At 47.2% G+C, this 18,583-nt stretch carries 17 protein-coding genes and 1 pseudogene; 11 read left to right on the top strand and 7 right to left on the bottom strand.

Annotated elements, in window-relative coordinates; translation table 11 throughout:
* Positions 1-63: 63 nt before the first annotated feature.
* On the bottom strand, positions 64-936 hold the full coding sequence (locus CWI73_RS09620) for a LysR family transcriptional regulator (RefSeq protein WP_126752591.1): 873 nt from the start codon (positions 934-936) through the stop codon (positions 64-66).
* 243 nt (positions 937-1,179) lie between these two features.
* Between CWI73_RS09620 and CWI73_RS09615 the strand changes: the two genes are divergently transcribed.
* On the top strand, positions 1,180-1,452 hold the full coding sequence (locus tag CWI73_RS09615) for a type II toxin-antitoxin system HicB family antitoxin (RefSeq protein WP_241968880.1): 273 nt from the start codon (positions 1,180-1,182) through the stop codon (positions 1,450-1,452).
* Positions 1,453-1,728: 276 nt separating this feature from the next.
* Here CWI73_RS09615 and gorA read toward each other — a convergent pair whose 3' ends face one another.
* Both gorA and CWI73_RS09605 read right to left on the bottom strand, forming a co-directional pair.
* Complete coding sequence (gene gorA / locus CWI73_RS09610; RefSeq protein ID WP_126752590.1) at positions 1,729-3,081, bottom strand: glutathione-disulfide reductase; 1,353 nt, start codon at positions 3,079-3,081, stop codon at positions 1,729-1,731.
* A 137-nt stretch (positions 3,082-3,218) separates the two neighbouring features.
* Positions 3,219-5,519, bottom strand: coding sequence for a S9 family peptidase (locus CWI73_RS09605; protein WP_126752589.1), 2,301 nt, complete (start codon positions 5,517-5,519; stop codon positions 3,219-3,221).
* Between the two features lie 134 nt (positions 5,520-5,653).
* Between CWI73_RS09605 and prlC the strand changes: the two genes are divergently transcribed.
* On the top strand, positions 5,654-7,696 hold the full coding sequence (gene prlC, locus CWI73_RS09600) for an oligopeptidase A (protein ID WP_126752588.1): 2,043 nt from the start codon (positions 5,654-5,656) through the stop codon (positions 7,694-7,696).
* A gap of 134 nt (positions 7,697-7,830) precedes the next feature.
* Here prlC and CWI73_RS09595 read toward each other — a convergent pair whose 3' ends face one another.
* Positions 7,831-8,052 (bottom strand): DUF2970 domain-containing protein, encoded by a 222-nt coding sequence (locus tag CWI73_RS09595; protein ID WP_058578430.1) that lies wholly within the window; start codon positions 8,050-8,052, stop codon positions 7,831-7,833.
* 10 nt (positions 8,053-8,062) lie between these two features.
* On the bottom strand, positions 8,063-8,365 hold the full coding sequence (locus CWI73_RS09590) for a hypothetical protein (RefSeq protein WP_126752587.1): 303 nt from the start codon (positions 8,363-8,365) through the stop codon (positions 8,063-8,065).
* 134 nt (positions 8,366-8,499) lie between these two features.
* Here CWI73_RS09590 and rpe point away from each other — a divergent pair, with 134 nt between their 5' ends.
* The 4 genes from rpe (at position 8,500) to CWI73_RS09570 (ending at position 12,032) form a co-directional block, all read left to right on the top strand.
* Complete coding sequence (gene rpe / locus CWI73_RS09585) at positions 8,500-9,174, top strand: ribulose-phosphate 3-epimerase (RefSeq protein WP_126752586.1); 675 nt, start codon at positions 8,500-8,502, stop codon at positions 9,172-9,174.
* A 14-nt stretch (positions 9,175-9,188) separates the two neighbouring features.
* Positions 9,189-10,199, top strand: a complete 1,011-nt coding sequence (trpS, locus tag CWI73_RS09580; protein ID WP_126752585.1) for a tryptophan--tRNA ligase — start codon at positions 9,189-9,191, stop codon at positions 10,197-10,199.
* 9 nt (positions 10,200-10,208) lie between these two features.
* Positions 10,209-10,790, top strand: coding sequence for an anthranilate synthase component II (locus CWI73_RS09575; RefSeq protein WP_126752584.1), 582 nt, complete (start codon positions 10,209-10,211; stop codon positions 10,788-10,790).
* A 69-nt stretch (positions 10,791-10,859) separates the two neighbouring features.
* Entirely contained in the window at positions 10,860-12,032 is a 1,173-nt protein-coding gene (locus CWI73_RS09570; protein WP_126752583.1) for an HDOD domain-containing protein, read from the top strand.
* On the opposite strand, the gene CWI73_RS09565 is transcribed toward CWI73_RS09570, so the two are convergent.
* Entirely contained in the window at positions 12,029-12,733 is a 705-nt protein-coding gene (locus CWI73_RS09565) for a flagellar brake domain-containing protein (RefSeq protein WP_126752582.1), read from the bottom strand. The genes CWI73_RS09570 and CWI73_RS09565 overlap by 4 nt on opposite strands.
* A 336-nt stretch (positions 12,734-13,069) precedes the next feature.
* On the opposite strand from CWI73_RS09565, the gene CWI73_RS09560 reads away from it, so the two are divergent.
* The 5 genes and pseudogenes from CWI73_RS09560 to CWI73_RS09540 all read left to right on the top strand — a co-directional run bounded on the left by CWI73_RS09560 (position 13,070) and on the right by CWI73_RS09540 (position 17,668).
* A complete protein-coding gene (locus tag CWI73_RS09560; RefSeq protein ID WP_198675182.1) occupies positions 13,070-14,272 on the top strand; it encodes an aspartate aminotransferase family protein in 1,203 nt (400 codons plus the stop codon).
* 16 nt (positions 14,273-14,288) lie between these two features.
* A complete protein-coding gene (astA, locus tag CWI73_RS09555) occupies positions 14,289-15,314 on the top strand; it encodes an arginine N-succinyltransferase (RefSeq protein WP_126752580.1) in 1,026 nt (341 codons plus the stop codon).
* Positions 15,315-15,329: 15 nt separating this feature from the next.
* Positions 15,330-16,799, top strand: a pseudogene (astD, locus tag CWI73_RS09550) (succinylglutamate-semialdehyde dehydrogenase).
* Between the two features lie 71 nt (positions 16,800-16,870).
* Complete coding sequence (locus CWI73_RS09545; RefSeq protein ID WP_126752579.1) at positions 16,871-17,221, top strand: DUF3802 family protein; 351 nt, start codon at positions 16,871-16,873, stop codon at positions 17,219-17,221.
* 42 nt (positions 17,222-17,263) lie between these two features.
* Positions 17,264-17,668 (top strand): OsmC family protein, encoded by a 405-nt coding sequence (locus CWI73_RS09540; protein WP_198675181.1) that lies wholly within the window; start codon positions 17,264-17,266, stop codon positions 17,666-17,668.
* A gap of 3 nt (positions 17,669-17,671) precedes the next feature.
* Here CWI73_RS09540 and CWI73_RS09535 read toward each other — a convergent pair whose 3' ends face one another.
* Positions 17,672-18,574 carry a phosphoribulokinase gene (locus CWI73_RS09535; protein WP_126752577.1) on the bottom strand — a complete coding sequence of 301 codons (903 nt, stop codon included), beginning with the start codon at positions 18,572-18,574 and terminating at the stop codon, positions 17,672-17,674.
* Positions 18,575-18,583 lie beyond the last annotated feature (9 nt).

The following is an 18,583-nucleotide window of genomic DNA, read 5'->3' as shown; positions in this document are numbered from 1 at the left end:
TAGATGATACTCGGGCGCTCCGGAGGCTTGAAGTTATTTTGTTAGTAATTTGTAACAGAGTGTTTAAGTCAGAAAACGAATGTGACCAATGAAGCTTCTGGCAACAGGACCGACACTATCAGCGTCTTCGAAATTCAAGTAAATAGGCATAGAGCGGGTAGCGCCGCGTTCGAGGTTTAAAGTCACCAAACTGCCTTCTTCAATATGCGCTTTTATCGCCGATTCAGGCAACCAGGCAAAGCCCAGACTTTTACGAATCAGCTCAACGGAAGTGGTTAAATGGCTGACCGTCCAGCGCTGCTCAGAACCCAGCCAACCAATGTCAGAGCTTTTCTCGATACCAGAGTCACGTAGCACTATTTGACGGCTGTTCTTTAAGTCTTCGAGAGTGACAGACGCTTTTGACGCAAGTGTGTGATTGGTACCGCATACCGCAACAAAGGTAACGTCGCTAAGTGCCTCGCTCAGTTCGTTATCGAGCATAAAGGGTGATAGTGACACGGTAGCCAGACCTTTTCGTAAAAGTTCATCGGCACCCGTTAATATGGTTTCAATAACTTCTATGTGCACCAGCGGGAACTCTTCCGAGACTTTTTCTAATGCTTCGTATAGCACTTCTTTCGGGAAAGCTTCATCGACAGCAATGCTAAGCGTCGACTCTACTCCCTCTTTCAGGTTCTGAGCGACATTTTCAAATCGCTCAGCTTCCGATAGCAGATAATTAATACGGCGTAGCAAGAGCTTGCCGGCGTGGGTTAACACCGTTTTGCGACCATCGACCTCAAACAAATTAACGCCGAGCTGTTCTTCCATTTTATTAACAGCGTGGTGAATGCTCGACTGGCTTTTGTGAACCTGCTGAGCCGCCTGCATGAAGCCTCCATGGTCAGCGACTGCTTTAAACATCCGCCATTGTTCGAGAGTCGATTTTGCCATTGGTTAGCCTATTGCTCTGTGTTACTAGATTACCTATCCGTAAGAATATCACCTTTGTTGCTCTACCTTCCGTTTATTAACGGCACTTTTCTGTAAAATTTAGGATTCATAGGATGAATGTTTAACTGGACAAAGTAATCATTTTTGATTGCTTTGAGGTGTGGCATCAAAGAGATGATGTGAAGCAAAGTGCATTCAGACGCTGGCTTGAAAAGCAGTAGCTTTTAAATAGGTGAGATTGATATGAATTATCCTGTAATTATTGAGCCTGATGGCAACACGTTTATGGTTCGCTTTGTGAATATCCCAGAAGCAATGACTTGTGCTGATACTTATGAAGAAGCCCTGGAAGAAACGAGAGATGCTCTAATTACGGCTTTTGAGTTTTATTTTGAAGATCAGCGTCAAATCCCTATGCCGTCAGACGCAAATGGACGGGATATTATTAGCGTACCGACGAGCGTTTGGGCTAAGGTACTGCTGCTAAACACGATGCTTAATGAACATATCAGTTAAGCTGGGTTAGCTCGGCGAATGGGCACTCGAAAGCAAGAGATGCAACGCATTATCAACTTAGGGCACAACACAAAAATCGATAAGCTAAACAAGGCTCTTGAGGCAATGGGTAAGCACTTGAGTTTGTCTGTGGTTTAGTGGTAACCGTTTTTAGTTACTTTTTCAAATGTAACTGAATTTAGTTACATTAAAGCGGCTTTTGGGATGCTGAGGTAAGGTAGTTTTTTTGGGGGGGAGAAAGCCCCCTGCTTCTTCCAGAGGGCTTGAAACCTAGGGCTAGCGCATCGTGACGAACTCTTCTGCGCTAGTAGGGTGCAGAGCTACAGTAGAATCTAAATCAGCTTTCGTAGCGCCCATTTTCAGCGCGGTTGCGAAGCCTTGTAAAATTTCATCCATGCCTTCGCCAATACCGTGAATGCCAACCACTTTTTCCTCTTTACCGTGGCATACCAGCTTAAAGTAGCTGAGGGCGCGGTGTGGTGTGACGGCGTTGTACATAGCCGCAAAAGATGACTTGTAAACGGTAATATTCTCTTCACCGAACTTCAGTTTTGCGTCTTCTTCGCTCAAACCAACAGTACCAATGGTTGGGTGACTGAACACAACGGTAGGAATATTTTCGTAGTCCATGTGCGCGTTTGGCATGTTGTTGAACAGGCGCTCTGCTAATTGACGACCTGCTTTAATCGCAACGGGTGTTAGCGCTGCTGCGCCGGTGTTATCACCAACCGCATAAATACCCTGTACGCTGGTGTTCTGGAATTTGTCGACTTGAATGAAACCGTCTTTGTCGAGCTCGACACCAGTGCATTCCAGGTTAATGTTGTCAGTGGACGGTACGCGACCAATAGCCCATACCAGGCAATCCACGCCTTCCATTGTTTTGCCGTTTTCAAAGTGTAACGTTAAGGTACCGTCGTCCTGTTTCACTACTTCACGTACCGTTGTTTCGGTATGAAGTTCAGGGCCGTCCTGCTTCATGCGTTCCAGCAAGCCGTCGGTAATGTCTTTGTCGAAGGTGCGCAGAGGTCTATCGCGACGTACCAGTAAGTGTGTGTCTGTTCCTAGCGCGTGGAAAACACCGGCAATTTCAACGGCAATATAACCAGCACCAACAACTGCGGCTTTTTTAGGCTGTTCCGTTAATGCGAAAAAGCCATCAGAGTCGATACCATGCTCAGCGCCTGGAATTTCAGGAATCATCGGGCGGCCACCGGTAGCAATGGTAATATGGTCAGCGGTAATTTTCTCACCGTTAACTTCAACCGTTTGGTGGTCAACGAATTTGGCAAAGCCTTCAATGAACTCAACGCCATTGCTCTGGAAACCACGATGGTAACCGCCATGAATGCGCTCAATGTAAGCTTCACGGTTTTTCACCATAGTTGCCCAGTCGAAGCCTTTCTGCTCCAGATTAAAACCATACGAAGGTGAGTATTTAACGGCCTCGGCAATATGAGCGCCATACCACATGACTTTCTTAGGTACACAGCCCACGTTTACGCAGGTACCGCCAACGAACTTTGCTTCAATAACGGCGGCTTTTGCACCACGAATGGCTGCACGGTTGGCTGAGGCAATACCGCCACTGCCGGCACCTATCGCCAGATAGTCATAATGTCTGCTCATACTGCTTAACTCCTGTGCTTAATTCAAAAACTGCGCATATCTTGAATAAAAACCCCGTATCTTGCAAATAAAGACACGGGGTTTCACGTTTTTTATACCGATAGCGGTAATCGAAAGATCAGTTTATAACACCGCTCTTAACGACCACCTGCTGGTAAATGCTCTTTGACGAACTCGGTCATCATGGTGCGCAGGTGCAATGTGGTGCCTTCACCTTCGTAAATACCATGAGAGCGGTTCGGGTAAGCAAAAAATTCAAACTGCTTACCGTGTTTAATTAACTCATTAACTAAACGCTCGCTGCCCTGGAAGTGGACGTTATCGTCGCCTGTACCATGCACTAACAATAAGTCTCCTTCCAGATTCTCAGCGTGCGTAATCGCCGAGGTTTCTTTGTAACGCTCCGCTGACTCAGGCAATAACCCGGAGTAACGCTCCTGATAAATGGTGTCGTACAGCGTTAAGTCGGGTACTGGTGCCAGCGCCATCCCCATGTGGTAAGCGTCTGGGTAGCGGAAGAGTGCATTCAGGGTTTGTGAACCGCCGCCACTGTGCCCCCAAATACCAACACGGCTTTCATCAATAAAGTCCCAGCGTTCCAGCATCTGTTGCAGTGCGTCATACTGGTCTCGTACGGTAACAACGCCCAGGTTTTTGTAGATAGAACGGCGCCAGTCAAAACCGCGTGGTGATTTGGTGCCGCGGTTATCAATAGACGCAACAATATAGCCCTGCTGTGTCAGCATGGTGTGCCATAAATACAGTGACCCGCCCCAGCGGTTAGCCACTGTCTGCCCCCAGGGTTCGCCGTAAACGTAGAACAAAATGGGGTATTCTTTGCTGGGGTCGAAGTCAGTCGGCTTCATAATGTAACCGTCCAGCTCTAACCCGTCACGAGCTTCCACCCGGAAAAACTCAACCGGCTGTTTCTCGACGTTTTCGACCGCTTTTTGGACGTCAGTGTTGTCCACTACCGTACGAATAACCTTATGGTCCGGCAGAGAAATCATCTTGGTTACAGGCACTTGATTCACAGAGTGAAAGGTATGCTCTGCGTATTTGGCGTCTTGCGAAATACTGTAGCTGTGGGTACCGTCCATGTCCGGCGTCAGACGCTCTAAGCGACCACTGCCGTCTAAGCTGGCGCGGAACAAATAACGTTCTAACGGCGTTTCAGGTGACGCAATAAAGTACACCCAGCCGTCTTCTTCGTTGACACGCAAAACATCGACAACGTCCCAATTACCACGGGTAATGGCGCTAATGCGACCACTGTCACGGTAAACTCGGTAAATATGACGATAACCACTGCGCTCGCTTAGCCACGTAAATTCTTGCCCGTCATTCAGAAAGTGAATGTCGTCGACGTACTCGGCCCATGAGTCAGTGCTTTCACGCAGTAATTCCTGTGCATCGCCTGACTCTATGTCAGTAATGAAAGTCCGGTTAATGTGTTGTTTTCGAGTAAGCTGCTGTATAAGCAGTTGCTCACTATTACCAGCCCACTGCATGCGTACCAAATAGTGCTGGCGCGGATCGCCGGGAATATCCATCCACTGTGTTTTGCCGCCACTGGCCGGAATGACCCCAATACGCATAGCGGCGTTTGTTTCACCGACTTTCGGGTAAGGAAACTTTTTAAGCGTAGGGTACAGTTCGTCGGTGTTATTGATCATGGTAAACACCGGCGTGCCCTCGGTGTCCAGCTGCCAGTAAGCAATGTGCTGCCCGTCCGGGCTCCAGCGGAAGCCGTCACGCAGGAAGAACTCTTCCTCATTCACCCAGTCGAAGGTACCGTTCACAATGGTGTCGCTACCGTCTTTGGTGAGCTTGTTAATGCGAAAACTATTTAAGTCCTGCACGTAAATGTTGTTCTGCATCACATAAGCGACTTTGGTGCCCTGCGGGTTAAACTTGGCAAATTGCAGTGTCGACTCGGGGGCGTTGCCGCCAAGTTTCTTCAGTTCATTATTGCTGCGGTTTAAGACCCAATAGTCACCCAACGTATGGGTGCGCCATGAGCGTTTTGTATTGGTAAAAATTAATACTTTGTTGCCATCGTCAGACCAGACGTAGTCAGCAATATGCAATGCTTTGTCTTCGCCGTTTGGGGTCAATTGCTCAGCGCTGACTAACACAGTACGCTCATTCGTTTCCGGATGATAACGGACAATATCTCGGCCATTGGCAGACTTGGATTCTTCCAGCGTTGTATAGCCTGAACCATCTTCCAGCCAGCGTGTCGGCGCAGGGCGTTCAACGTTAAAGGTATCGCTGGCAAAGATTTTCTCAGGTGTTAACTGATGACTACCGACAACGTCTGTTTGCGCAGTGTCGTCGGATGCTTGTTCGCTGTCGAAGCTACTACAAGCACTTAGCGCCATAAAAGCAGCCGCGCCAGCGACTAGGCGTAATGTTCGAAAAGAGGTGTCAGACATGACATTTACCTTTATTCTGAGTAATTAACAACGGAATAATACCGTAAATACGAGAAGAAACCACGGGACTTGCTTGAAGACTAGCGGAAAGTCCCAATATCTACCGTAAGCATTTTGAAAAAATTGAGGTAACAATGAGCCAGAACCCCTTACTTGAACAGGGTCAACTTCCTGATTTTGAAAGCATTAAGCCAGAGCATGTAAAACCTGCGGTAGAACAATGCATTAATGATGCGCGACAAACTATTGATGACGTGCTGGCGAGAGGAGATTTCAGCTGGAACGGCTTAATTGAGCCTTTAACCGACGCTGATGAAAAGTTAGAGCACGTGTGGGCACCGGTGTCGCATTTAAATTCGGTTGTCAGCACGCCTGAGTTGCGTGAAGCCCATGACAGCTGCCTCCCGTTGCTGTCTGACTATGCAACTTATGTTGGTCAGCACAAAGGCCTGTTTGATGCCTACGAAACGCTGCGTAACAGTGATGAATTTACCGAACTGACCGAAGCTCAGCAGAAGCTCATTAACGATACCTTGCGTGATTTTCGTTTGTCGGGTGTCGATTTACCTGCGGACAAAAAGAAACGCTACGCTGAAATTTCTGCTCGCCTATCTGATTTGTCGTCGACGTTCAGCAACAATTTGCTGGATGCGACTCACGCCTGGACGTGTTTAATTACTGACGAAAGTCGCTTAGCCGGGCTGCCTGACAGCATTAAAGAAGCGGCGAAAGAAACAGCGGCTGATCAGGAAAAAGAAGGCTGGCTATTTACCCTGGATATTCCCAGCTACCTGCCAGTGATGCTGTATGCCGAAGACCGGGAGCTTCGTAAGGACATGTACCAGGCATTTGTGACCCGAGCGTCAGAAACCGGTCCAAACGGTGGTAAGTTCGATAACTCGGCAGTGATGGATGAGACTTTGGCTTTGCGCCATGAAATGGCAAAATTGCTTGGCTTTAATGACTATGCGGAAATGTCGTTAGCAACAAAAATGGCGGAGTCACCCGAGCAAGTTCTGGGCTTTGTGAAGGACTTAGCTGACAAATCCATGCCGCAGGCAAAAGAAGAATACGCAGAGGTCGAGGCGTTTGCTAAAGAACAAGGCGTTGAGAAAATGGAAGCCTGGGACGTGCCGTATTTCAGTGAGCAACTGAAGCAGCAGCGTTATTCCATTTCCGATGAATTACTGCGCCCGTACTTCCCGGAACAACAAGTGTTAAATGGCTTGTTTGAAGTGGTTAAGCGCTTGTTTGGCATGACGGTGAGTGAACAAAAAGACGTGAAAACCTGGCATGAGAATGTGCGCTTTTTCCGCATTCATGACGCCGATGGTCACTTGCGTGGCAGCTTTTATTTAGACTTGTATGCCCGCCAGGGTAAACGTGGCGGGGCCTGGATGGCGGACTTTGTTGGACGTAGAGTGAATGCTGACGGGGAGTTACAAAACCCGGTGGCGTTTTTAACCTGTAACTTCAGCAAACCTGTGGGTGGTAAGCCTGCGCTCTTTACTCATGACGAAGTACTGACGTTATTCCATGAGTTTGGTCATGGCTTGCACCACATGTTAACTCAGGTCGATACGGCAGGTTTATCTGGTATTAACGGTGTTGAATGGGATGCCGTAGAACTGCCAAGTCAGTTTTTAGAAAACTGGTGTTGGGAACCGGAGGCACTGGCGCTTATTTCTGGCCATTACGAAACCGGAGAACCATTACCGCAGGAACTGCTGGATAAAATGCTGGCAGCACGTAACTACCAGTCGGCTATGCAAATGATGCGTCAGTTAGAGTTTTCTCTGTTTGATATGCGGATTCACCACGAGTTTGATGAAAGCAAAGGCGCACGTATCAGCGAAATTTTGAGTGAAGTTCGTGAGCAGACCTCAGTGCGCATTCCGCCAGAGTACAACCGGTTCCAGCATAGTTTTGGACATATCTTCGCTGGTGGTTATGCTGCGGGTTATTACAGCTATAAATGGGCAGAAGTGTTGTCGTCAGATGCATTTGCACGTTTTGAAGAGGAAGGTATTTTCAGTGCCGCCACTGGGCGTGACTTCCTGCAAGTGATTTTGGAGCGCGGTGGCAGCCGTAAAGCCGCTGACTTATTTCAGGAGTTTCGTGGTCGCGAACCCAGCGTGGAGCCGTTGCTACGTCATAGTGGCATCAAGGCTGCCTAACTATTGGGGCGCTCTAAAGGTGTGAGGGGTCTTCAAGAGGTGTGTAGCGCCATGGATGGTGCTACCCAAGCCCTACAGGGAAGTACTTGCGGGCGTCCTCATGAAGACCCCTTACAACCTCCGCGCCCCTAATGTCAGGCAGCGGATGCCATGACTAGATTCACAACGCCAACCAGGCCTAAAACAAACAGAATGGTCAATATAACGCCAATAATGATGTAGGCTTTGGGGTTTCCATGTTGGAAGTCTCGTTGGCGGTTTTTCTCGGTTTGCACACCTAAAAACGCAGCGAGTACGCTGACAATCATGCTAATGAAGCCGGGTTTTTGTTGTGTGTTTTCCTGCTGTTCAGACATTTTTGACGTCTTAACGAGAGTAGTTGTTTTTGTAGCGTTCTTTTTGAGCGTCGCTAGAGCCTGAAAAAAGCTCTATTAAGTCGAAGAAGTGGAACTGCACTGAACGACTGTGGCCTTTTAGCCAGTCACCCCAAGTGACTTCTTCCGCCGCCAGTTCACATTCTTTTTTTGCTTGGGAGTTTTCACTGCCAGTCAAGAGTTGCTGACATTGCTGAGTGGCATTTTGCTGGGCGAACAATGTGCTGGGCGTTACCGCTGCAACTGCGGCAAAAGCCATCAGTGTCAGTGATAGAGTAACTATAGATAAGCGCATAATGTCCCCCAAAAGCATTAGGTTGAACAATTTATCAGCGATTTTGTAAAAATTCTAGTCATTAATACGAATTTTTTTGTTTCGGGTTAACTGCTACAATAGCCGCCAGTTTTGACACCGTGGGATAAATAACGATGAAGCCATTAATAGCCCCTTCTATCCTGTCTGCAGATTTTGCACGCTTAGGAAAAGAAGTTGAGTCTGTATTGAGCGCTGGCGCTGATGTTGTCCACTTCGATGTGATGGACAACCACTATGTGCCAAACCTGACCATAGGCCCTATGGTATGCCAGGCGCTGCGCGACTATGGTATTAAGGCTCCTATCGACGTGCACTTAATGGTGAAGCCGGTGGATAGAATTATTCCTGACTTTGCAAAAGCCGGCGCGTCTATTATTACCTTCCATCCGGAAGCGTCTGAACATGTGGATCGCACTTTGCAACTTATCCACGAACATGGATGCCAGGCTGGACTCGTGTTAAACCCAGCGACGCCTTTGCATTACTTAGATCATGTTATGGACAAAGTTGATGTTATTTTGCTGATGTCGGTAAACCCAGGTTTTGGTGGACAGTCGTTTATTCCTTCAACTCTGGATAAACTCCGGGCGGTGCGTAAGCGAATTGATGACAGTGGTCGCGAGATCCGTTTAGAAGTGGATGGCGGTGTTAAAGTCTCAAACATTGGTGAAATAGCAGAAGCGGGCGCTGATATGTTTGTGGCCGGTTCGGCTATTTTTAATGCGGATGATTATGCCAGTGTCATACAGACCATGCGTGATGAAATTGCTGCAGTAACAGGTTCGTAGAGGAAAGAAAAAGAATGTCGAAACCAATTGTATTAAGTGGTTGTCAGCCGTCAGGGCAGTTGTCTATTGGGAACTATATTGGTGCCTTGCGCCAGTGGGTGAATATGCAGGACACGCATGACTGTAAGTTTATGCTGGTTGACCAGCACGCAATAACAGTTCGCCAGGAACCTGAACAACTGCAGCAGGCGACGTTAGACGGTTTAGCGCTGTATTTGGCCTGTGGCTTAGACCCTGAGAAAAGTACCGTCTTTATTCAGTCGCACGTACCTGAGCATGCGCAGTTGGCCTGGGTGTTGAACTGTTACACGCAAATGGGCGAACTGAATCGCATGACCCAGTTCAAAGATAAGTCACAACGTCATGCGAATAACATCAATGCAGGCTTGTTTACCTATCCCGCATTAATGGCGGCTGATATTTTGCTATACCAGGCCAATGAAGTACCTGTGGGCGATGACCAAAAGCAGCACTTGGAAATGACGCGCAATGTCGCAGAGCGATTCAACAATTTATACGGTGACATTTTCACGATTCCTGAGCCTATGATTCCAAAGGTGGGTGCACGGGTTATGTCACTGCAAGACCCGACCAAGAAAATGTCTAAGTCAGATGACAACCCAAATAACTTTGTCGGCCTGTTGGAAGAGCCGAAGAAAATTCTTAAGAAAATTAAAAAAGCAGTGACTGACTCGGACGAGCAAGCACGTATTTATTTTGACCCTGCCGAAAAGCCCGGTGTATCAAATTTACTGAGCATAATGTCTGCAGCAACCGGCAAGTCGATAGATGAATTGGTTCCTGAGTACGAAGACAAAATGTACGGCCATTTGAAAGTCGATGTAGCGGAGTCAGTGGTTGCAATGCTGGAGCCTATTCAGCAGCGCTACCATGAGATGCGTAATGATCAGGCTTTTTTGCAAAGCGTCATGAAGCAAGGCGCCGACAAAGCACGTGAAGCTGCCGCAAAAACTTTAAAAGATGTTTATAACGCCGTCGGATTTGTGCCCTACCCAGAGGCGTAACGCCGGTACATGATTGTACTCATTGATAACTTTGACTCTTTTACTCATAACCTGGCTCGCTATTTTTGCGAGCTGGGCGAGTCAGTTGAGGTTTTTCGCAACAACGAAATAAGCGTAGCTGAGATTAATCGTTTAAACCCAAAGGCTTTAGTTATCTCTCCAGGCCCATGCACACCCAATGAGTCGGGCGTGTCGTTGGCTGCCATTGATGCCTTTAAAGACCAGCTTCCTATTCTGGGGGTCTGTTTGGGTCATCAGGCTCTAGCTCAGGTGTTTGGCTCAACAGTAGTGCGTGCTGAACAGGTGATGCATGGAAAAGTATCTAACCTGACACACAACCGTCAGGGATTGTTTGAAGGGTTGCCAACCCCGATGGAAGTCACCCGGTATCACTCGCTGGTTGTTGAACCTGACACATTAGCTCGAGAGTTTGTCGTAGATGCTGAAACCAAAAGCGCGACAGGGCAGCGGGAGATTATGGCTATTCGACATAGAAAATGGCCGCTTTTTGGTGTTCAGTTCCACCCTGAGTCGGTTATGACCATGCAAGGTCATAATCTATTAGCGAATTTTTTACGTTATATACGATAATTGGTAACTGTTGCCAGGCGCTGAAATCGCCGATACTTAAGTTGCTTTAAAACTCATAGGCGAACATCGATGTTTCATTTTTTTTCAAATACCACGGAAGGTGGCTCTAAAGACCCAGCGCTTAGGCTGGAGAAACGGTTTATTAACTATCTCATTAGTTTTCCGTTTGCTCGAAAAGCCCGTTCTAAAGCCGATGGGGTCGAAGACGAAGAAAAAGAGCAGCGTCGAAAGCTACTAGAGGTAGAGCGTTTAAACTACGAAGAGCGTGACCGAAAAGCGCAGGCACGACAACGCTTCTCTGATAAGGTCTCAGAAGAGCTCCATGAAGAAGTTTACCATCGGGCGTTGGAGACTATTGAAGATGGTGATTACGTTCGCGAGCGTTTAATTCCCCTGCCGGAAAAGCTTCCTGAGTTATTGGACACGTTAAGCCTTAAAGCAGCGTCTATGCGCCGTATCGAGTCGCTTGTTCAGGGTATGGATTGGTTTCATACTGGTTTACTACGAACGGTTAATCAGCCCCCATTTATTGATCGTAATAAGCAGGTAAAGCTTGACAACTTACGGGTAGCTATGAGCTTTGTGGGTACTGAAAACCTCCGTTTGTTGGCACCTGCCTATATTATGCAAAACTGGCTGCCGCCATCGACGCAGCCTTTTACTTTATTTCGTCGCAAAGTGTGGGAGCACTCATTAGGCACCGCCATTGCTGCTCATAATATTGCGGTTGAGAGAAAGCTGAAAGACCCCATATTGGCATACACTATGGGGATGTTCCACGAGCTGGGCAAAATTGCATTGACCAAGTTGTACCTGAAACTGTTTGATGATGTGCAGCGCGAGTATGCAATGGCTTCAGTTAATGACAAGTCGCCTGAGCGCCACAATGCCTTAGTTCAGTTGACGCCTGACGAGCGTTTCCTGCGTGATTTAATGTTGGAGAAAGACAAAGAAGTGAGTTATCTGGTTGCTGAGGGCTGGGGTTTAAAACGGGTGCCAGTTAGCAAGCACTTACTTGCTTTTACTCAGGCGAATAGAAGAACACCTAAGTACGACTCAGACTATGCTGAGGTATTGGCACAGGCTAATGCGTATTGCGAATTTCGTATGATGAGAGAAGTTGATTTAGCAAGCCTGGAAGAAGGCAAACGCATACTGAACAAGTATTCGGTGTCGGCGGAAACGGTGGCCAGGTTGAACAACGTTAGTTTAAAACGCCCACCAATTATTGTTCCTGACTAACACTCGAAGTCGGTGTCGATAAGCAGGTGATTAAACACTTCGGTTATATGTTCTTCCGGATCGGTGAAACGAACGCCGATACCAATTCGCCCAACCTCTTTGCGTTGGTTCATAATTTGGCCGGACAGAGTTAACGGTTCTCGTTGAGAGCCAGAGCCAATGTTTATTTTTATGTTCATGTGCGTCACATTGCCTGCGTTACTCTGTGCTTTGAAGAGTATGCGGCAACCTGCCGTTGATATATCCACAATAACTCCACTGGCAAGCTTCTTGCGATCACCTTCTTGAACAGCAGTGGAAGTCACATCAACGGGAATATGGGTACTGACTCTTTTTTGTGCCCGTAGCGCCCGTTGCTCAACTTCTTTAGGGTAATCGAGATAAATAAGCCGGAAAGGGAAGTTGGTCACTGCCCGTATCTTACTTTTGAAAGCGATACACTCGCCGGCTTCGCCTTCTATGACAAGACGAACAACAACTGGGTTACCTTCATACAGAACGTCAACGTAGCTTCCATCGGTTTTCGGGTTAGGTTGTTTTAATAAAAGGTAACGACCGCTATCAAAACCAATTAGCTGCAGTTTGGTGCGCACTTTGGTGGCAGATGCAAACTCAACGTCGATCATATCGCCCGGACGTAAGTAATTTAACTTCATATGGGGCTGAGATGATTCTGGTATTGTGGGTGTTTCTTTTTCCATAGCCTCTGCCGAAGTTGTATAGGACTAGTTTCAGGCTAAAAGAAGAACGAACAAAAAGCAATGCAATTCATGATAAAGAGTTGTTAATAAGTTTTACAACACGAAACTTAAAGAAAAAAGTGTGAGTAAAGATTCAGTCACTATTCGCGCTTAAGCATAACTATTCAGTTAAAACGCAATAAATTCCCAAATGCTGATATGAAAAGGGGGTTGAAAGGAATTAACACAGACAAGCTGGTCAAATTTTGGCATAATAGCGCCCTTTTCAAGACATTCATTTGTTGACACCTTTGTTAATTCGCATGAGCGATAAGGACGAGAGTAATGACAGACAAAATGGCAGTAAATCGCGAAATGTTTAACGACGTTATGGTTCCAAACTACAACCCAGCGTCAATGATCCCAGTTAAAGGCGAAGGCGCCCGCGTATGGGACCAGGACGGCCGCGAATATGTAGATTTTGCCGGCGGTATTGCTGTTAACTGTTTAGGTCACTGCCACCCGGCAATGGTGTCAGCGTTGCAAGAGCAAAGCCAGAAGTTGTGGCACTTAAGTAACGTATTTACTAATGAGCCGGCTATTCGCTTGGCTAAAAAATTAACAGACGCTACTTTTGCTGACCGTGTTTACTACGCAAACTCTGGCGCAGAAGCCAACGAAGCGGCACTTAAGCTGGCGCGTCGCTGGGCGATTGAAAAGCACGGTGAGCATAAGCAAAAGATTATTGCTTTTACGAAAGGCTTCCACGGTCGTACTTTCTTTACAGTAACTGTTGGTGGCCAACCGGCTTACTCAGACGGCTTCGGTCCGAAACCAGGCGCTGTTGAGCACGTTGACTATAACGACGCTGAAGCGTTGAAAGCGCTTATTTCTGACGACACTTGTGCCGTTATGATGGAGCCGCTACAAGGTGAAGGTGGTGTGGTAGCGCCGGACGTCGAGTTTGTAAAAACTGTGCGCGAATTGTGTGACCAGAACAACGCGTTGCTCATTTTTGATGAGGTTCAAACAGGCTTTGGCCGCACCGGCACTTTATATGCCTATGAACAATTAGGCGTAACACCTGACATTTTGACTTCTGCTAAAGCATTGGGCGGCGGTTTCCCAATTGGCGCTATGTTAACGACTAAAGAAATTGCAGAGCACCTGAAACCAGGAACGCATGGCAGTACTTATGGTGGTAACCCGTTAGCTTGTGCTGTTTCTGAAGCGGTATTCGATATTGTGAACACCAAAGAAACTCTGGATGGCGTTAAAAAGCGCGAGCAGCTTTTCAAAGAAGAACTGCAGCGCATCAATGAAAAGTATAACGTCTTCAGTGAAATTCGTGGCCAGGGGCTCTTGTTGGGTGCGGCACTTAACGAGCAATACGAAGGTAAAGCGCGTGAGTTCTTGTTAGCGGGACAAGAGCACGGCGTGATGGTATTGGTAGCGGGTGCAAACGTTGTGCGTTTTACCCCATCGCTCATCATCTCTGAAGACGATATCAAAGAAGGCCTGCAACGCTTTGAAAAAGCCGTTGCTCAGGTTGTTGGTTAATTACTGAGGCGTTTTTATGTTGCTAATCAGACCCATTAAGCCGTCAGATTACGAAGCGCTGTATCAGTGTGCGATTGAGTCGGGGCACGGGTTTACCTCGTTGCCCGTCGATCAGTCGTTATTAGAGCGCCGTATTGATCGTGCCCAAAAGGCTTTTCGAAAAGAGAACGTCGAAACACCGGGTGATGAAAGTTACCTATTTGTGATGGAAGACACCGAAACCGGAACCATCGCGGGTGTGAGCGGTATTGAAGCTGCGGTGGGTCTGGATGAAGCATTTTGGCATTACCGTCTCGGTAAAGTCGTGCATCATTCAGAAAAACTTAATATCTATAATGCATTGGAAACTTTGACCTTGTGTAATGACTACACAGGTGTGTCAGAGTTGTGCACCTTGTTCTTGCGCGAGCCTTACCGTCACAACATGAACGGTCGTACGTTATCGCGTTTCCGTATGTTGTTTTTGGCTCAGTTTAAACAGCGTTTCAGCGACTGGGTGATTGCAGAAATGCGTGGGGTTTCCGACGACAATGGTGACTCGCCATTTTGGACTTGGCTGGAAGATAATTTCTTTTCCATGGATTTCCCGAAAGCGGATTACCTAAGCGGTATTGGCGATAAAACCTTTATTGCTGAGTTAATGCCACGCTTTCCAATTTACACGAACTTGTTGAGTGAAGACGCTCGTGCGGTTATCGGAAAAGTACATGACAACACGCGACCAGCACTTAAATTGCTGGAGTCGGAAGGTTTTCGTTTCCGTGGCTTTGTCGATATTTTTGATGCTGGTCCAACGGTAGAAGCAGAGGTCTGCAACTTAAACAGTGTAAGAAACAGCAAAGTGGTAACCGTGAGTGTTAAAGAACAAGTGCCTGAAGTTGAAGCAGCGGTGCCACATATTGTCTGTAATACACAGTTGGAAAACTTTCGAGCAACGAAACTACTGTTAGCTGAAGGCGCGAGCGAGTTGATTCTCGATAAAGAGCAAGCAGATAAGATGCATTTAAGTGACGGCGACGACGCACGAATTGTCGCACTTTAAGCAGGAGTGAAATTTATGACGAACAGTATTCAGTTTATTAACGGAGCATGGGAAGCAGGCGAAGGCCAAAAATTCGATTCTGTTGACCCGGCTCGTAACGAAGTCATTTGGTCGGGTGAATCGGCCAGCGCGAACCAAGTGGAAAAGGCTGTTATGGCCGCTCGACAAGCGTTTCCGGAATGAGCTGAAAAGTCTGTCGACGAGCGTTTGGCTATTTGTAAAAAGTTTTCAGAGTTACTGGAAGAAAACAAAGAACACTTAGCACGTACCATGGCAAAAGAGACTGGTAAGCCGGTTTGGGAAACTCGTACAGAAGTTGGCGCTATGATGGGCAAAGTAGCAATTTCAGAGCGAGCTTATAATGAGCGTACGGGCACGGTTGAAAATGAAATGCCAGGCGCGAAAGCCTTTATCCGCCATAAACCGCACGGTGTTGTTGCCGTTTATGGTCCTTATAATTTCCCAGGTCATTTGCCAAACGGACACATAGTACCAGCACTTATTGCCGGAAATACCATTGTCTTTAAGCCCAGTGAGCTAACGCCTATGGTCGCTCAGGAAACCGTTAAGCTTTGGGAAAAAGCGGGTATACCTGCTGGTGTTCTTAACTTAGTGCAAGGCGAAGTTGAAACGGGTAAGGCGCTGTCTGCACACCCTCAAATTGACGGCTTGTACTTCACCGGCTCATCGAATACCGGACACCTACTGCATAAACAGTTCGGTGGTCGTCCGGATAAAATCTTAGCGCTGGAAATGGGCGGTAATAACCCATTGTTAGTGACCAATGTTTCGGACATTGATGCGGCGGTTCACAACATTGTGCAGTCTGCGTTCATTACCTCAGGCCAGCGCTGTACTTGTGCGCGCCGCCTGTTTATTGAAGACTCAGAACAAGGTCGAGCGGTACTAAAACGCTTAGTCGAAGTCACTGAAAATATTCTGGTTGACGACTATGAGGCAGAACCTCAGCCATTCATGGGCGCAATGATTTCTGCTAAAGCTGCCGGCGAAATGGTCGATGCACAGAATGAGCTTTTGCATAAAGGTGCCAAGTCGCTGGTTCGTATGAAGCAGGAAGACCCTAAAAAAGGCTTTGTGACACCAGGTATTGTTGATGTCACGGGTGTTGAAGGTCTTGAAGACGAAGAGCACTTCGGTCCGCTGTTAAAGGTGTATCGTTATAAAGAGCTTGATGATGCAATTAAAGAAGCAAACAACACGCGTTATGGCTTGTCGGCTGGTGTTCTTTGTGATGACGAGCAGACCTATCGCTACTTCTTTAAGCACATTCGGGCAGGCATTGTGAACTGGAACAAGCCAATTACAGGTGCGAGCAGCGCTGCGCCATTTGGTGGTATTGGAGCCAGTGGTAATCACAGAGCAAGCGCTTACTACGCGGCTGACTACTGTGCGTACCCTGTTGCTTCGGTTGAAGCTGATACCATGACATTACCTGAGTCATTGGCACCAGGACTTAAATTCTAGTCACAATCTGTGCTACTTTAGCGGTTGGGCAATTTGAATGATTGTCCAGCCGCATACGTAAAGAGAGCCAGATGATAGTAGAAAACGACGGATACATTGAGCTGATTCAGTATTTAACGGGGCAGTTACCGTTATTTTCTGACCAAAGCGCTCAGGAAAAAACCGCAGACTACACTTTGCGAGACTTGATGGAAGAAAAGCTTTCCATGAGCATGATGGCGGTTTTTGAACAAAATGAACTGAGTCAGGAGCAGCGGCTCGATATTGTTCGTGAAACAGATGCTATTGTTTATGACTTAGAAGAAGTTCTCTCCAAAGTATTGGATACTCATCCAACCCCAGAGCAGGAAGCTTTCATAGATGAGTTTGTCGGGCTGGTGAAAAACCTGTTTGACGAGCATCTGCGAGAGTATCGCGTATAAACCTATTTAAGACGACAAGGAACAATAATGGCTGATAATACGATGAACGCAAGAGTGAGCTGGCATGAAGACATGACGTTTGTAGCTACCTCCGGCAGCGGTCATCAGGTCATTATGGATGGGGATTCTCCCGGCAAAGCGCCAAGCCCAATGGAAATGGTCTTGATGTCTGCGGGCAGCTGCGCCTCAGTCGATGTTGTCAGTATTTTGCAAAAAGCCCGTCAGGACTTCAGCGAATGCTACTGTGAGCTTTCTGGTAAGCGCGCTGACTCAACCCCCAAAGTGTTTACAGACATTCATATCGAGTTTGTGGTGGTTGGCAAAAACGTCAGCGAAAGTCATGTTGAGCGTGCGGTCAAACTGTCAGCCGACAAATATTGCTCAGTGGCTAAAATGCTGGAAGCCTCAGTCAATATCACCCATAGCTACCGAATAGAGGAAGCTTAAAAGCTATTGCTGGCTTGAGATCCAGTCGACTTGTCGGCGAACTTGGTTCTTTCTATCCATAATTTGCTCAATTAATGGCGTTAAAATAAGCTCCATTGCCAACGCCATTTTCCCTCCCGGCACGACTAGAGTATTGGTACGTGACATGAATGAGCCTTCTATCATTTGCAGATAGTAAGGGAAGTCTACATTTTTTATGCCGCGAAAACGAATGACCACAAAGCTTTCATCCAGCGAAGGGATGTCTTTTGCGCTAAATGGGTTGGATGTATCTACAGTAGGCACTCGTTGGAAATTAATATGGGTGCGTGAAAACTGCGGCACAATATGGTGAATATAGTCTTCCATACTGCGTACAATGCTTGTGGTAACTGCTTCTCGGGAGTGACCTCTCTCAGACGTATCTCGGATTAGCTTTTGAATCCACTCCAGGTTAACAATGGGAACCATGCCAATGAGCAAGTCGACATATTGCGCCACATCATAACTGTCGCCACAAACACCACCGTGTAAACCTTCGTAGAAAAGCGCATCGGTGTTTTCTGGCAGCTCTTCCCAAGGTGTAAAGGTGCCAGGCATCTGGTTGTAAGGCACAGCGTCATCAAAACTGTGCAAATAACGTCGAATTTTTCCCTGACCGGTTTGTGAATACGAGCGAAAAAGCGACTCTAAGCGATCAAAGTCATTGGCTTCAGAGCCAAAGTAACTGATATGCCGCCCCTGCTCCTGAGCTTTACGAATGGCTAGGTCCATTTCCGGTCGGGAGTAGCGGTGAAAACTGTCACCTTCCACAAAGGCAGCACTTACATCTAACGAACGAAAGATGTGTCTAACAGCCTGGCCTGTTGTGGTGGTTCCGGCGCCTGATGAGCCGGTGACCGCAATAATTGGGTGTTTTGATGACATAACATTCCC

The organism is Idiomarina piscisalsi, from assembly GCF_003987095.1.
GTDB lineage: Bacteria > Pseudomonadota > Gammaproteobacteria > Enterobacterales > Alteromonadaceae > Idiomarina > Idiomarina piscisalsi.
Note: the sequence above shows the minus strand (reverse complement) of the source record. Positions and strands in the feature narration are given on the sequence as shown.

What these genes read in the sequence shown, in the direction of transcription:
- CWI73_RS09620 (WP_126752591.1), bottom strand. Translation starts at nt 936, where the DNA reads ATGGCAAAATCGACTCTCGAACAATGGCGGATGTTTAAAGCAGTCGCT.
- CWI73_RS09615 (WP_241968880.1), top strand. Translation starts at nt 1,180, where the DNA reads ATGAATTATCCTGTAATTATTGAGCCTGATGGCAACACGTTTATGGTT.
- gorA (WP_126752590.1), bottom strand. Translation starts at nt 3,081, where the DNA reads ATGAGCAGACATTATGACTATCTGGCGATAGGTGCCGGCAGTGGCGGT.
- CWI73_RS09605 (WP_126752589.1), bottom strand. Translation starts at nt 5,519, where the DNA reads ATGTCTGACACCTCTTTTCGAACATTACGCCTAGTCGCTGGCGCGGCT.
- prlC (WP_126752588.1), top strand. Translation starts at nt 5,654, where the DNA reads ATGAGCCAGAACCCCTTACTTGAACAGGGTCAACTTCCTGATTTTGAA.
- CWI73_RS09595 (WP_058578430.1), bottom strand. Translation starts at nt 8,052, where the DNA reads ATGTCTGAACAGCAGGAAAACACACAACAAAAACCCGGCTTCATTAGC.
- CWI73_RS09590 (WP_126752587.1), bottom strand. Translation starts at nt 8,365, where the DNA reads ATGCGCTTATCTATAGTTACTCTATCACTGACACTGATGGCTTTTGCC.
- rpe (WP_126752586.1), top strand. Translation starts at nt 8,500, where the DNA reads ATGAAGCCATTAATAGCCCCTTCTATCCTGTCTGCAGATTTTGCACGC.
- trpS (WP_126752585.1), top strand. Translation starts at nt 9,189, where the DNA reads ATGTCGAAACCAATTGTATTAAGTGGTTGTCAGCCGTCAGGGCAGTTG.
- CWI73_RS09575 (WP_126752584.1), top strand. Translation starts at nt 10,209, where the DNA reads ATGATTGTACTCATTGATAACTTTGACTCTTTTACTCATAACCTGGCT.
- CWI73_RS09570 (WP_126752583.1), top strand. Translation starts at nt 10,860, where the DNA reads ATGTTTCATTTTTTTTCAAATACCACGGAAGGTGGCTCTAAAGACCCA.
- CWI73_RS09565 (WP_126752582.1), bottom strand. Translation starts at nt 12,733, where the DNA reads ATGGAAAAAGAAACACCCACAATACCAGAATCATCTCAGCCCCATATG.
- CWI73_RS09560 (WP_198675182.1), top strand. Translation starts at nt 13,070, where the DNA reads ATGGCAGTAAATCGCGAAATGTTTAACGACGTTATGGTTCCAAACTAC.
- astA (WP_126752580.1), top strand. Translation starts at nt 14,289, where the DNA reads ATGTTGCTAATCAGACCCATTAAGCCGTCAGATTACGAAGCGCTGTAT.
- CWI73_RS09545 (WP_126752579.1), top strand. Translation starts at nt 16,871, where the DNA reads ATGATAGTAGAAAACGACGGATACATTGAGCTGATTCAGTATTTAACG.
- CWI73_RS09540 (WP_198675181.1), top strand. Translation starts at nt 17,264, where the DNA reads ATGAACGCAAGAGTGAGCTGGCATGAAGACATGACGTTTGTAGCTACC.
- CWI73_RS09535 (WP_126752577.1), bottom strand. Translation starts at nt 18,574, where the DNA reads ATGTCATCAAAACACCCAATTATTGCGGTCACCGGCTCATCAGGCGCC.